This window comes from Gordonia sp. SL306 (assembly GCF_026625785.1).
Taxonomy (GTDB): Bacteria; Actinomycetota; Actinomycetes; order Mycobacteriales; family Mycobacteriaceae; genus Gordonia.
Genome location: NZ_CP113063.1, coordinates 2,846,949 through 2,860,636 on the forward strand (window position 1 = coordinate 2,846,949; position 13,688 = coordinate 2,860,636).

Below are 13,688 nucleotides of genomic sequence, written 5' to 3' on the forward strand. Positions count from 1 at the left end.
CGTTCCGGGCCGAGGATTCGGTGAACCGGTGGCACAATGAACCCCATGCGCTCGATCTGGAAGGGCGATCTGAGCTTTGGCCTGGTGAACGTTCCGGTCAAGGTGTATTCGGCCACGGAAAGTCACGACCGGAAGTCGTATCAGGTCGACTCCAAGGACGGCACACGGATCCGGTATCGCCGAGTCCGGGAGGGGACCGACTCCGAGGTCGATTACTCCGACATCGCGAACGCGTACGAGACCGACTCCGGGGAGACTGTGATCCTCACCAAAGAGGACCTGGGAATGCTGCCGGTGCAGAAGAGTCCCGAGATCTCCATCCTCGAGTTCGTCCCGACCGACCAGGTCGATCCGATCTACTTCGACAAGCCCTACTACCTCGAGCCCGCGTCGAAGTCGCCGAAGGCCTACGCGCTGCTTGCCCAGGCGCTGCAGAAGACGGACCGTCTCGCCATCGCCAACTTCACGTTGCGCAACCGGACCAGGCTCGCGGCCCTGCGCGTGGTCGACGGCGTCATGACCCTGCAGACCTTGCTCTGGCCGGATGAGGTCCGTGCAGCCGATTTCGACTTTCTCGGCGACGAACCCGAGATCCGCCCACAGGAACTCGAGATGGCCGCGTCGCTCATCGAGACGATGGCCAAGGACTTCGATCCCACCGAGTTCGAGGACACCTATCAGGTCGAGCTGTCCAAACTCGTCGAGGCGAAATCCGAAGGCGCCGAGGCATTCCCGGAGAGCGAGGAAGAATCCTCGGCGGACGAGGACTCCGAGGTGGCCGACCTGCTGGCGGCGCTGCGCGCGTCGGTGAAGGACAAGGGCGCCTCCGAGAGCTCGTCGTCGGACGAGGACGAGAAGAAGTCGGCCCCGGCCAAGAAGGCGGCGGCGAAGAAGGCTCCGGCCAAGAAGGCTCCGACCAAGAAGGCGGCGGCCAAGAAAACCGCGGCCAAGAAGACGGCGGCGAAGAAGTCGGCCTAGTGCAGTCGTCGCGACGGGCGGATGGAGTGATGGTGTGGTGACCGGGGAATCCGAACAGCTCGACGTGCTGATCGTCGGCGCGGGTCTGTCGGGCATCGACGCCGCCTTCCGGATCACCGAACGCAATCCGGATCTGCGTTACCGGATCGTCGAGCGGCGCAGCCGGATCGGTGGGACATGGGACATCTTCCGCTATCCCGGCGTCCGGTCGGATTCCGACATCTTCAGCCTGAGCTTTCCGTTCCGCCCGTGGCCCGAGGACCGAACCATCGCCGAGGGCGACGAGATCCGCGACTACCTCGAGGACACCGCACGCGAGTTCGGGATCGACCGACACATCGACTTCGAGGTGTCGGTCACCGCAGCCGATTTCGACAGCGACACGGATCTCTGGACGGTGACCACCGAGGTCGCCGGGACCCGTCGGACCTACGTCGCACGATTCCTGTACATGTGCACCGGGTATTACCGCTACGACGAGGGATACCTGCCGGACTTCCCCGGCATGGCCGACTTCTCCGGCACCATCGTCCACCCGCAGTTCTGGCCGGAGGACCTCGATTACGCGGGGAAGAAAGTGGTGGTGATCGGCAGCGGTGCCACCGCGGTCACCCTGATCCCTGCCATGGCGGAATCTGCGGGCGAGGTGACGATGCTGCAGCGGTCGCCCACCTTCATGTTGCCGCTCCCGCGGCAGGATCCGATGACCAGAGTGCTGCGGCGGGCACTCCCGAAGAAGTGGTCGCATCACCTCATCCGGTGGCGAAATGCACTGGGCACCTTGGCCTTCTACCTCTACTGCCGCGCCTTCCCGAAGCTCTCGCGCCGTACCCTCCGTCAGATCGCGATCCGTTCGCTGCCGAAGGGCTACGACGTCGACACCCACTTCCGGCCCCGCTACGAGCCCTGGGACGAGCGGTTGTGCATCATCCCTGACGGCGACTTCTACCGCACCATCCGACGCGGCGACGCCGACGTGGTGACCGACCAGATCGATCGATTCGTCTCGGGCGGCATCCGACTGGTCTCCGGCCGTGAACTCGACGCCGACATCGTCGTCACCGCCACCGGACTCGCACTGATCGCCTTCGGCGGCGCGACGTTGAGCATCGACGGTCATGAGTTCAAGCCGCACGACAAGTTCGCCTATCGGGGATACATGCTCAACGACGTCCCGAACATGGCGTGGTCGGTCGGCTACACCAATGCGTCGTGGACCCTTCGGGTCGATCTGACCAGCCAGGCCTTCGCGGACCTGATCGCGCACATGGCCGAGCACGGGTACACGCACGCATATCCGACGGTCGGGTCGGCGGTGCTCCCGGAGGAACTGCTGCTGGCCCTCGACTCGGGATACGTACGACGAGCCGCGACGCTGTTGCCCAAGGCGTCGTCGGAGCGGCCGTGGCGCGTCCGGCACAATCTGGTCCTCGACGCCATCGACGCGCGACGGTACGACGTGACCGAGGCGATGGTGTTCGGGACGGTCGAACCTCGGGTAGGCGTGCGTCCGGCCTGAATAATCGCTGGCCGGACGCGGTCACCATCCGGCAAGCTCGATATGTGAGCACCGGTTCCGATCGGCATTTGGCCGACCATCGACTGCCCGCAGCGCTGAGACCGTTCGCGCTGCGGCAGTACCGGCTGCTCGTTCTCGGCCTGGTACTGGCGATGTTCGCCGACGGCGTGTGGACCGTCGGGGTGGTGTGGCAGGTCATCGACATGGGCGGCGGGCCGGGACAGCTCTCGGCCGTCACGGGCGTGGCGGCCCTCGGCATGGTGGTGTCGACTCTCGCAGGCGGAGTTCTCGCCGACCGGGTCTCCCAGCGCCTCATCATGATCGCGCTGGAGACCGTGAAGTTGCTGGCGTTCGCGGTCGTGGGCGTCGCCGCCATGCTCGGTGTTCTGAACCAGCCTTTCCTGATCACCGCCGCTTTTGTCGGTGGCGTCACCATGGGCATGTACTACCCTGCGTACTCGGCGTTGCTCCCGAGCATCGTGGAGGCGGAACAGCTGCAGGCCGCCAACGGGATCGAGGGTTTCCTGCGCCCGGTCGTCTTCCAGGCGCTCGGCCCGATGGTGGCCGGTGGTGCGATCTCCATCGCCTCTCCGGCGGTGGCGATCGTGCTGGCAGGCGTCGCGAGCGCGGTGTCGTCGCTGTTCTATGTCGCGATGGACCCGGTCCGGGTGCGGCGCGAGCCCAGCGCGATCACGGTGCATCCATTCCGGTCGGTGGTCACCGACATCGCCGAGGGCTTCGCGTACATGTGGCGCACGCCGTGGTTGTGGGCGACGCTGTTCTTCGCCTGCATCCTGGTGCTCGCCACCATGGGGCCGATCGAGGTCCTGGTGCCGTTCGCCCTGCGGGAGCGTGTGCACGGCGGTGCCGGTGATCACTCGTTGGTGCTTGCGGCGTTCGGCGTCGGTGCAGCACTGTCGTCGCTGGTGTTCGCCTCGATCCCGATGCCGCGACGATATCTGACGGTGATGTTCTCGATCTGGGGTTTCTCGAGCGTGCCGCTGGTGATCATGGGCTTCGCCGACCGGACATGGATGTTCGTGGCGGCCGGGCTCCTGATGGGTATCCTGTTCGACGGCCCGATGGTCTTGTGGGGCACGCTGTTACAGCGCAGGGTCCCGCCGGCGCTCCTCGGGCGGGTCGCGAGCCTGGACTTCTTCGTCTCGGTCGCGTTGATGCCCGTGTCGATGGCGATCGCCGCGCCGGTCAGTCACGCGATCGGGTTGACCGCCACCTTTGTGCTGGCGGGTCTGGTGCCGGTGCCGGTCGCGGCGTGCTTCTACCTCGCGGCGCGCCTGTGGCGTGACGAGATCGACCATCCGTTGCGGATTCAGGTGACCGACAATCCCAAGGTCCTCACCTGAGCCGACCCGGTGGTGCGACGAGGTGCTCGGCGGCCGCGGCGACGGTGAGTTCGGTCAGGGCGTCGAGGATCGGCGAGCTGAGTTTCCAGTATTGCCAGAACAGCGGGACGTCGACATGGTGGTCGACGATGGGGATCACCCGGCCCGCGTCGAGCGCATCGGCGATCTGGGCCTCCGGCACCGCACCCCACCCGACACCGAGTTGCACGGCGAGGTGGAACTCGGTGGAGGCCGGGATGTAGCTGATCGGTGGCGAGACCGGCTGCGCGGCAAGAGTTGTCAGCACGTCCCGCTGGATGTAGTCATTGCGGTCGAACAGCACCATCGGGGCGCGCGACAGCGCCGCGGCAGTCGGGCCGTCGGGGAGCCAACGGGCCACGAAATCCGGTGTGGCGACGGGCAGGTAGCGCATCGACCCGAGTGCCCGGGTGGTGCAGCCGCGGATGCCGAGTGGGTCGGAGGTGATGGCGGCGAGTACTTCTCCCGACCGGAGGAACCGGGTGTTCTGGCTCTCGTCGTCGCGCACCACCTCGATGGCGACCGGGTGCGCGTGATGCATTTGCGCGAGAACCGGGAGGAACCACGTGGCCAACGAGTCCGCGTTCGCCGCGATCGGGAGGTGGATGCGGGCGGAGTCCTCGTCGGCCGTGCCACTGCCGATCAGTTCGGCGCGGGTCTCCTCGAGTAGCAGCTCCCATTGTTTGGCGAGGCGGACGAGCACCTCACCGTCGGGCGTGGCCGTGGCCGGTTTTGTCCGGCGGAGGACGACTCGTCCGACCGAGGTCTCGAGGGCCTTGATCCGCTGGCTGACCGCGGACGGAGTGATGTGCAGCGATGTCGCCGCGGCGTCGAAGGTGCCCTCACGGAGAACCGCGGCGAGGGTCTGCAGGCCTTCCTGGCTGATCTCCATCCGCCGATCTTAAGTTGCTTTGATGATTCATGAAAAACATTCGCTGGATTGTTGTGCCTGGCGTCTTTACCGTCGTTGCCATGAGTACGTATGTCCTTGCCGCCATCGCCGGGTTGCTGACCGGCGCGGGGCTGATCATCGCCATCGGTCCCCAGAACGTCTTCGTCATCCGGCAGGGTGTGGCCCGCGCGCACGTGATCCCGGTCGTCGCGGTGTGCGCGATCTCCGACGTCGTCCTGATCCTCGCGGGTGTCGCCGGGCTCGGCGCACTTGTCGCCGCTCATCCGGCAGTCGTGACGATCGCGAAGATCGTCGGCGGCGGCTATGTCATCGTGCTCGGGCTGATGGCGGCGCGCCGGTGCCTGCGGAGCAGCGAGGCCATCGTGACCAATGCAGGCGAGGCGAACACGGTGAGCCGGTGGGCGGCGGTTGGGATGACGCTGGCCCTCACGTGGCTCAACCCGCACGTCTATCTGGACACGGTGCTCACCATGGGCGCCATCGCGAACAGCCATGGAAATGCCAAGTGGGCGTTCGCCATCGGCGCCTGCCTCGCGAGCCTCCTGTGGTTCGCATCGCTCGGCGGAGGTGCGACGAGACTTGCCCGCCACTTCGCGTCACCGAGGTCGTGGCGGATGCTCGACGCGGTCGTCGCGGTCGTGATGCTCGCGATGGGGGCGATGCTGATCGCGTCGGTGTGAGGCCGCAGGCTCGCTCCTCAGGGATCGGGTGATTCGCTCGCAGGCTCGCTCCTGAGGGATCCGGTGGCGTTCGCGGCGAGGCGGGCCGTCACACCTTCGCCGGCTCGGGCTCCCAGAGATCCGGATCCACCTGGGTCTCGATCGGGATCTCGCGGATGGCGGAGCCCTCGACGTCGACGTTGGGCACGATGCGGTCGAGCCAGCGGGGGAGCTTCCACGCGGTGTCGCCGAGCAGCGTGATGACCGCGGGCACCACGGCCATCCGGATGATGAACGCGTCGAAGAACACCGCGGCGGCGAGTGCGAAGCCCATCATCTTCGCGATCGTGTCCGGTGCCAGCATGAACGCCGCGAACACGGAGATCATGATCACCGCCGCGGACGCGACCACCCGGGCACCGTGCTGATAGCCGACGATGACGGACTCCTTGGCCGAGACGCCGTGCACGTATTCCTCACGCATTCGGGTCACCAGGAACACCTGGTAATCCATCGCCAGGCCGAACACCACGCCCACCAGGAAGATCGGCAGGAACGAGATGATCGGTTTGGTGTGGTCGATCAGGCCGAAGTCGCCCTCCTGGAAGATCGCCACGGTCGCGCCGAACGTCGCGCACACCGAGAACAGGAAACCGATGGTCGCGATGAGCGGGACCAGCAGCGACCGGAACACGATCGTCAGGATGATGAAGGCCAACCCGACCACGACGATCAGGAACGGGATCAACGCCGAACTGAGCTTCGACGAGATGTCCGACATGATCGCGGTCTGTCCGCCGACGTTGACGGTGGCGCCGTCGGGCGACGTCGCGCCGTAGTCGCGGATCTGTTCCATCAGGTCGTGGGTCTGCGGACCGCTCGGCGACTGCTGCGGGGTGACCGAGATGAGTGCGGCGTTCGCGCCCGCCTGCGGGTTCGCCGGGTCGGTGCCGTTGCCGATCCAGGTGATCTGGGCCGGATTGGCGACGTTGTCGAGGGTCTTGACCTTGTCGACGACGGCGGTCGCCGCTGGTGCCACGTCGCCGCCGTCTGCATCGCTGACCACCACCAGGAGCGGACCGTTCACGCCCTCGCCGAAGCCGCGATTGAGCAGCTGGGTGGCGGCGTATTCGCTGTCGGTGGTCGACTCCATCCCGAGTTCCATCTTGGTCATCGGGATGGCGGCGACGGCCAGGAGGATGAGACCGATGATGGCCACCGGTAGCGGGTAGCGGGTGACGAACCGCGCGAACCGCAATCCGTTCGACGGCTGCGAGTCGGGTTCGTCGCCGTGCCGGATGCCCGGGATGCGGGGTTTGAACGCGAATCGGCCGAAGGCGCCGAGAAGCGCCGGGATCAGGGTGATCGCGCCCAGCACCGCGACGAGGACGGCCACGGCCGCGGCGACACCCATCTGGGTGATGAACGGGATCCCGACCACGGCGAGCGCGGCGACCGCGATCATCACCGTCAGGCCCGCGAACACGACGGCCGAACCCGCGGTCCCGACCGCCCGTCCGACCGCGGCCTCCCGACTGCCGCCGAGATTCAGCTCGGATCGATACCGGGACACGATGAACAGCGCGTAGTCGATCGACACGGCGATGCCGAGCATCGTGATGATCGTGGTCGCACTCTGCTGGACGTCGATGATCTTGGCGCTCAACGTGACCAACAGGATGGTGATCCCCACGCCCAGGATGCCGGTGACGATCGGGATGAAAGCGGCGATCAGCGCGCCGAACGCGACGATCATGATCACGAAGGCGACCGCGAAGCCGAGCAGTTCGGACACACCACCCTGCTCGAACACCTGCATCAGCGAACCGGTGCCCTCGACTTCGAGGCCGCCGCCGCGGAAATCGGCCAGCAGGTCCTCGAACTGTTGCATGTCCGCACCGGTCAGGTCCTGAACCGGGATGTCCTGACGGATCTGGATCAGGCCGACCTTGCCGTTGTCGCCGAGGACGGCCGACGCCATTGCGGGGTTCTCCTGCGCCGCGGTCACCGGATTGACGACGGTCTGCGGCTCCAGGACCTTGGGCAGGGTCCGGGCCTTCTCGACCAGCGCGTCGATCTGCTGGGTGTGGTTGGCGAGCCCGTCGTCGGCGGCCACCAGGATGCTGGTCGACGCCTTGAGCTGCTGGTCGTTGATCGCCGAGAAGTCGGACTTCATCACCGACATCGCACGGTCCGAGTCGGTGCCGGGCAGTTCGAAGTCGGTGGAGAACTTGGGTGCGACCGCGCTGACGATCGCGCCGAGGGCGATGATCACGGCGAGCCAGACTCCGACGAACCACCACTTGTGCCGGAACGTGAAACGCCCGAGCCGGTACAACCACAACGCCACGGCGACCTCCCAATCGATGTGACAGCCAGCGTATCGGGCTCCGCCCCGGAGACCTGTGTGACAGCGGCCACTCGGGATGGGCGATCCCGTTCAGGTACCCATCATCGCCCCGATGAGCGTGGAGTGCCGACCGTGATCGGGATGTGTTGCTGCGGGTGTGCGAGGTCTCGATACGACTCCTCGCTGCGCTCGTCGTCTACTCGACCGGCGAGGGGGAGCCCCTGCTGTGCTCGTCGTCTACTCGACCGCCGAAAGGGCGGGGTATGCCTTGCTGGTCGAGTAGCTTCCGAGCGGAGCGAGGCAGCGTATCGAGACCCGGGTTCCGCGACCAGGGAAGCTCAGACCAGCGGTCGCTTGGTCCGGATCCGGAAGCGGACATCCCACAGCAACAGGTTGAACGGGAACTCGCGCATGGGTTTCGGAAGCCGGTTACAAATGGCGCGGGCGACCCTGTTGTGCGTGTCGAACACGACGCGCTGCCAGGGCTTGAACTCGAGGCCCATCTTGTCGCGGAAGTTCTCCGGCAGGAAGCCGATGGTCAGCAGCTCGAACCACCAGCCGACCAGCACGCTGAACCAGCGCGGCATGAACTCCGCACGAGTGATGCTCATCAGGTGCTCGCGGATGACCGGATCGATCTCGAAGCTCTCGACGGTCTCGTTCCAGTAGGTCTCGAAATCGGCCCGGGTCGCCGGCCACATCTCGCGCGGCACCTGCAGCGTGGTGCCGAGGACCGCGCCGTTCTGATAGGCCTCTTCGGTGATGTCGGCGGGATCGCCGTAGATCCGCTGCATGTCCTCCCAGCCCTTGTAGAGGCAGGCGGCCACCCACAGCTGCAGCCGGGGGTCGAAGGCGTTGTACTTCACCGGACTGTCCGCGCTCGACCGCACCTTCGCGTGCGCCTTGCCCACCGCCTTGCGGTAGGCCTTGCGATCGGCCGGACTGCCCATGACCGCGACGGCGAGGTAGCTCAGCGTGGTGCGGGTGCGCTTGATCGGGTGCTTGAACAGGTTGCCGCTGTCGACCCGGCTCTCGTACACGCCGTATCCGACCGCGGGCATGGCGAGCTGCATGATCACGTTGGCCGGCCCGGCGAGCGCGGAGATGCCCTTCATCTCGTTCATCCGGGTCGGCAGGGCATCGAGTTCGCCGCGGGTCATCCGGGCCGCCGGAGGCAGGTACTCGGTGTCCGGTGCGGTCGCCGAGTACGCAGCCGGCACCTCGACCTCGACGTCGACGATCGGATCAGTGCTCACCAGGTCTCCCATGTTTGCTCGGACAGTTCATGACCATCACGCATTCTGACAACGTGCGTATTCTCTTTCATTCAACGATGTCATCGTCATCGGTGTCAAGATGGACGTGTGGCGAGCACCTCCGAGGCCAGGTCGACCGGCTCATCGAGTACCGGCGGCAGATTGCGTGCCTACGGCGGTGAGGACGGCGGCAGCCGCGTCGCCCGCCGTCGGGCCACACTGGTCGACGCCGCACTCGAACTGCTCGGCGCATCGGACGGCGGGTCGGTCACGGTTCGCGGTGTGTGCCGGGAGGCGGGTCTCACCACGCGCTACTTCTACGAGAGTTTCGACTCGATCGAGGCGCTGGTGAGTGCCACGTTCGACGAGGTGATCGCCGAGATCTCCGAGGATGCGCTCGCCGCGTTCGGCGCAGGCGACGGGGTCGAGGGCAAGGTGGCCGGTGCGATCGCCACCATCGTGCGCATCATCGACGAGGATCGCCGCAAGGGGCGTCTGCTGTTCTCCCAGTCATTGCTGAGCCCGACCATCGCGGCCAAGCGGATGGAGTCCACCGCCCTGTTCGCCGGACTGACGTTGCAGTCGGCGTCGGGAGTGCTGGAGGTCAGGTCGCATCCGAAGGCGCTGGCCGCCGCCCATTTCCAGGTCGGTGGTCTTGCCCACCTGCTGGCCGCGTGGCTCGACGGCCACCTGGACCTCGAGCGCGACGGCGTCGTCGAGGTCAGCGTCGGGTTGATGATGGCCATCGCCGACGGCGTGGAACGGTTCGGCGCGTAGGGATCGATACATGTGTCGCCGCTGCACCGCCATACCCATGAGGACGCTATGTTGGATGCCATGAGTAGTGGAGCCGGCGAGGCGGAGGTGCGGCCACACTCCATCGGCGAATGGCGAGACTACGGTGAGCCGGAGCTCCCGGTGCCGTTGGCCGCGGCGCTGGCCGCGTTCGCCGAGCAGGGTTATCACGGAACGTCGGTGCGAGAGATCGCCTCCCGCGCGAATCTTTCTGTACCAGGGCTCTATCACCACTATCCGTCGAAACAGTCGTTGCTCCAGGGTTTGCTGGAACGGACCATGACCGACCTGTTGAGTCGGTCCGAACGTGCCATCTCCGAGGCGGGTGACCGTCCGATCGACCAGTTCGACGCCGTCGTCGAGTCGCTCCTGAGGTTCCACATGTACCGGCGCGAACAGGCGTTCGTGGGGTCCACCGAGATCCGCAGTCTCGACGACAGCTACCGGCAGACCTACATCGGGCATCGAGACCGGCAACAGCACATGGTCGACGAAGTCGTGTTCGCCGGGGTGGAGGCCGGGGTGTTCTCCACCCGGTATCCCAAGGACGCGAGTCGGGCCGTCGCCACGATGTGTGTCGGGGTGTCGACATGGTTCAAACTCGACGGTGAACTCGGCGCCGACGAACTCATCTCCCGCAACCTGCAGCTCGCGCGGGCTCTTGTCGGCTACCGCACCGACGCCGGTTCGGACTGAATCGGCCGCTGGTGACCTCGGCCTGACTTGACCGGCGCCGTTCCGGCTGGCATCGTGACGGGCGCCGAACGATCGCTCGGTCGGCGAACCATGAGGAGATCCGATGCCCGTTGACCTGAGCTACGCCCCGGACGTCTCGGAGATCGTCGACAAGACGAGCCGATTCGTGCGCGACCACGTCCTGCCGATCGAGAACGCCCACGGCGGAGACATCACCGCGGCCGGTGGTGACGAACTGCGTCGGGAACTCAACGCCAAGGCGAAGGCGGAGGGCATCTTCGCGCCGCACGCGCCGGTGGAGTTCGGCGGGCTCGGTCTGAACATGTCCGACCGCGCACCGGTCTTCGCGGCTGCCGGATACTCGACCTTCGGGCCGGTGGCATTGCACATCGGCGCGCCGGACGAGGGCAATGTCCACATGCTCGCGCACGTGGCGAGCGACGAGCAGAAGCACAAGTACCTCGCCCCGCTCGCGACCGGTGACGTCCGGTCGGCGTTCGCGATGACGGAGCCCTCCCCGGGGGCGGGTTCGGATCCCAATGCGTTGCGCACCAGTGCCGTCAAGGTTGACGGCGGCTGGAAGATCAACGGCGAGAAGCGTTTCATCACCGGCGCCGAGGGGGCCGGTTTCTTCATCATCATGGCTCGGACCGCAGGTGCACCCGGCGACCGCGGCGGTGCCACGATGTTCCTCGCCCCGGCCGAGACCGCCGGGATCTCCGTGGACCGCCACATCGTGACGACGGACCGCTCGATGATCGGCGGGCACTGCGAGGTCAGCTTCACCGACGTCTTCGTCCCGGACGAGGACATCCTCGGCGAGGTCGACGAGGGCTACCGCTACGCGCAGGTGCGATTGGGCCCGGCGCGGATGACCCACGTGATGCGGTGGTTTGGCTCGGCGCAGCGTTGTCACGATGTCGCCGTCGACTACGTGTCACGACGAGAAGGGTTCGGCGGCAAGCTCGGCGACCTCGGCATGATCCAGCAGATGGTCGCCGACAACGAGATCGATCTGGCTGCGAGTACCGCACTGCTGGTCAAGGCCTGCCACGAACTCGACCTGGGTAACCACGCGTCGAACGAGACGTCGATCGCCAAGACCTTTGCCGCGGAGGCATACACGCGGATCGCCGATCGCAGTATCCAGATGTGTGGCGGAATGGGCGTCTCCGACGACCTGCCGCTGGCGCGGCTGCAGCGTGAACTGCGCCCGTTCCGGATCTACGACGGTCCGTCGGAGGTACACCGTTGGGCGATCGCGCGCCGTACGATCGGCCGGGCACGCAAGGCGGCCCGGTCGGCAGACACCGCCGCGTCGGAGTCGAGCCGGTGAGCGAACATCCGGCGCTCAATTCGGTTCTGCTGCGTGACTTCCTGGTCGGTCGGGGAGTCGACGTGGTCGGCGACCTCCGCGTGGATCTCATCAGCGGCGGCAAATCCAATCTGACGTTCAGTGTGCGCGATGACCGGACTCACTGGGTGGTGCGGCGCCCGCCGACGAGTGGGCTCACCCCGTCGGCGCACGACATGAATCGCGAATGGGCCGTGACGAGCGCCCTCCAGCAGACCGACGTCCCGGTGGCGCGGACCGTGGCGATCGACTCCGACGGGGAGGTCTTCGGCGCTCCGTTCACGGTGGTCGAGTTCGTGGACGGGCCGGTCATCCGGACGGCCGATGATCTGAAGGCGTTGTCGGACAGTGATGTCGAACGCAACCTCGACGGTCTCGTGGAGACGCTGGCCCGGCTGCACGACGTCGACTACCAGGCTGTCGGGCTCGGCGAGTTCGGTCGGCCGGATGGCTTCGTCGCACGCCAGGTGAAGCTGTGGGCCCGTCAGTGGGGGCACGTGAAGAGCCGCGAGCTCGACGATGTCGACAGGCTCGTCGCCGCTCTGGCCGAGCGCGTGCCGACCGAGGCGCGCAATACCATCGTGCACGGCGATTACCGGGTGGACAACACCATCACATCGGCCGACGACCCGGGAGTTGTCCGGGCGGTGGTGGATTGGGAGTTGTCGACGCTCGGCGACCCGCTCACCGACATCGCGCTCATGTGTGTGTACCGCCGTCCCGGTTTCGACCAGGTGGTCGGCTTCGAAGCGGCCTGGACCAGCGACCGTTATCCGTCGGCCGACGACATCGCGCAGCGCTACGCCACGCGGACCGGACGTGATCTGGGGGACTGGGACTTCTACCTGGCCCTGGCGAATCTGAAGCTCGGAGTGGTCGCGGAGGGCATTGCGCATCGGGCGCGTGCCGGCGCATCGTCAGACGGCGCCGAGAGCGCGGGCGAGGCGACCGCGGAATTCGTTGCCGCGGGTCTCGAACAGCTGAGGGGGACACGGAATGTCGGATGACAAGGTCGCGTTGGTGACCGGCGCCTCGCGGGGGATCGGTGCGGCGATCGCCGAGCGGTTCGCCGCGGACGGGTGGGGTCTGACGATCAGTTCGCGTGGTCGAGAAGCGTTGGAGCAGAGGGCCGGTGAGCTCTCGGAGCTCGGGGCGAGCCGGGTCGAGGTGATCCCGGCGGACATGACCGACGCCGATGCCGTCGCTGCTCTGGCGGCGGGCCATGCCGAGGCATTCGGCAGGTGCGATGCCCTGGTGATCAACGCCGGGATGGGGCAGAAGGGTGCCATCGCGGAACTGCCGGTTCGTCGATTCGACCGCCTCTATCAGGTGAATGTCCGTGCGCCGTACATTCTCTTGCAGTCACTGCTGCCGACGCTGCGTGCCACAGCGGAGACGAACGGCGTGGCGAAGGTGATCGCCGTCGCGTCGATCACCGGCGTCTACCCCGAGCCGGAGCTGTCGGCATACGGGTCGACGAAGGCGGCGCTGATCTCGCTGTGCGAGACGTTCAACCTCGAGGAGTCGTTGAACGGGGTGAGTGCGACGGCCATCGCACCCGGATATGTCGACACGGACATGTCCGACTGGCTGAAGGAGCAGGTCCCGGGCGAGGAGATGATCACCGTCGGTGATGTCGCGACCATCGCACACTCGGTCACTGCGCTGTCGCGATATGCCGTGTTGCCCAACGTGATCCTCACCAGGCCGGGGACGAACCTGCATCGGGCGTGACAGTGGCCCTTCGAGACGCTTGCAAGCTCGCTCCTCAGGGGACGGGATGATT

The 13,688-nt window shown here is 66.5% G+C and carries 12 protein-coding genes; 9 read left to right on the forward strand and 3 right to left on the reverse strand.

The features are described 5' to 3' along the window. Positions 1 to 45 precede the first annotated feature (45 nt). From OVA31_RS13020 to OVA31_RS13030, 3 genes are read left to right on the forward strand one after another with little or no spacing between them, the layout of a single operon-like run. Entirely contained in the window at positions 46 to 978 is a 933-nt protein-coding gene (locus OVA31_RS13020) for a Ku protein (protein WP_267627075.1), read from the forward strand. A 34-nt stretch (positions 979 to 1,012) separates the two neighbouring features. After that, positions 1,013 to 2,497 carry a flavin-containing monooxygenase gene (locus OVA31_RS13025; RefSeq protein WP_267627076.1) on the forward strand — a complete coding sequence of 495 codons (1,485 nt, stop codon included), beginning with the start codon at positions 1,013 to 1,015 and terminating at the stop codon, positions 2,495 to 2,497. Between the two features lie 44 nt (positions 2,498 to 2,541). Further along, positions 2,542 to 3,861, forward strand: a complete 1,320-nt coding sequence (locus tag OVA31_RS13030) for an MFS transporter (protein ID WP_267627077.1) — start codon at positions 2,542 to 2,544, stop codon at positions 3,859 to 3,861. Here OVA31_RS13030 and OVA31_RS13035 read toward each other — a convergent pair. After that, positions 3,854 to 4,771: a LysR family transcriptional regulator ArgP gene (locus OVA31_RS13035; protein WP_267627078.1), complete on the reverse strand. Its 918-nt coding sequence runs from the start codon at positions 4,769 to 4,771 to the stop codon at positions 3,854 to 3,856. The two genes, OVA31_RS13030 and OVA31_RS13035, sit on opposite strands and share 8 nt — an antisense overlap. Before the next feature lie 80 nt (positions 4,772 to 4,851). Here OVA31_RS13035 and OVA31_RS13040 point away from each other — a divergent pair, with 80 nt between their 5' ends. After that, positions 4,852 to 5,472, forward strand: coding sequence for a LysE/ArgO family amino acid transporter (locus tag OVA31_RS13040; protein WP_267627079.1), 621 nt, complete (start codon positions 4,852 to 4,854; stop codon positions 5,470 to 5,472). A gap of 88 nt (positions 5,473 to 5,560) precedes the next feature. Here OVA31_RS13040 and OVA31_RS13045 read toward each other — a convergent pair whose 3' ends face one another. Then, on the reverse strand, positions 5,561 to 7,801 hold the full coding sequence (locus tag OVA31_RS13045) for an MMPL family transporter (RefSeq protein ID WP_267627080.1): 2,241 nt from the start codon (positions 7,799 to 7,801) through the stop codon (positions 5,561 to 5,563). Positions 7,802 to 8,139: 338 nt separating this feature from the next. Beyond that, on the reverse strand, positions 8,140 to 9,057 hold the full coding sequence (locus OVA31_RS13050) for an oxygenase MpaB family protein (protein WP_420714025.1): 918 nt from the start codon (positions 9,055 to 9,057) through the stop codon (positions 8,140 to 8,142). A gap of 108 nt (positions 9,058 to 9,165) precedes the next feature. On the opposite strand from OVA31_RS13050, the gene OVA31_RS13055 reads away from it, so the two are divergent. The 5 genes from OVA31_RS13055 to OVA31_RS13075 all read left to right on the forward strand — a co-directional run bounded on the left by OVA31_RS13055 (position 9,166) and on the right by OVA31_RS13075 (position 13,636). Further along, complete coding sequence (locus OVA31_RS13055) at positions 9,166 to 9,834, forward strand: TetR/AcrR family transcriptional regulator (RefSeq protein WP_267627081.1); 669 nt, start codon at positions 9,166 to 9,168, stop codon at positions 9,832 to 9,834. 48 nt (positions 9,835 to 9,882) lie between these two features. After that, on the forward strand, positions 9,883 to 10,548 hold the full coding sequence (locus tag OVA31_RS13060) for a TetR/AcrR family transcriptional regulator (protein ID WP_267627082.1): 666 nt from the start codon (positions 9,883 to 9,885) through the stop codon (positions 10,546 to 10,548). Positions 10,549 to 10,651: 103 nt separating this feature from the next. Continuing rightward, the gene (locus tag OVA31_RS13065; protein ID WP_267627083.1) at positions 10,652 to 11,884 is read left to right on the forward strand and encodes an acyl-CoA dehydrogenase family protein; all 1,233 of its coding nucleotides are present in this window, start codon (positions 10,652 to 10,654) and stop codon (positions 11,882 to 11,884) included. After that, on the forward strand, positions 11,881 to 12,909 hold the full coding sequence (locus OVA31_RS13070) for a phosphotransferase family protein (RefSeq protein WP_267627084.1): 1,029 nt from the start codon (positions 11,881 to 11,883) through the stop codon (positions 12,907 to 12,909). The genes OVA31_RS13065 and OVA31_RS13070 overlap by 4 nt, the downstream gene beginning before the upstream one ends. Then, the gene (locus OVA31_RS13075) at positions 12,899 to 13,636 is read left to right on the forward strand and encodes an SDR family NAD(P)-dependent oxidoreductase (RefSeq protein WP_267627085.1); all 738 of its coding nucleotides are present in this window, start codon (positions 12,899 to 12,901) and stop codon (positions 13,634 to 13,636) included. Before OVA31_RS13070 ends, OVA31_RS13075 begins: the two co-directional genes overlap by 11 nt. The last annotated feature ends 52 nt before the right edge of the window (positions 13,637 to 13,688 follow it).

What these genes read in the sequence shown, in the direction of transcription:
- OVA31_RS13020 (WP_267627075.1), top strand. Translation starts at nt 46, where the DNA reads ATGCGCTCGATCTGGAAGGGCGATCTGAGCTTTGGCCTGGTGAACGTT.
- OVA31_RS13035 (WP_267627078.1), bottom strand. Translation starts at nt 4,771, where the DNA reads ATGGAGATCAGCCAGGAAGGCCTGCAGACCCTCGCCGCGGTTCTCCGT.
- OVA31_RS13040 (WP_267627079.1), top strand. Translation starts at nt 4,852, where the DNA reads ATGAGTACGTATGTCCTTGCCGCCATCGCCGGGTTGCTGACCGGCGCG.
- OVA31_RS13060 (WP_267627082.1), top strand. Translation starts at nt 9,883, where the DNA reads ATGTTGGATGCCATGAGTAGTGGAGCCGGCGAGGCGGAGGTGCGGCCA.
- OVA31_RS13065 (WP_267627083.1), top strand. Translation starts at nt 10,652, where the DNA reads ATGCCCGTTGACCTGAGCTACGCCCCGGACGTCTCGGAGATCGTCGAC.
- OVA31_RS13075 (WP_267627085.1), top strand. Translation starts at nt 12,899, where the DNA reads ATGTCGGATGACAAGGTCGCGTTGGTGACCGGCGCCTCGCGGGGGATC.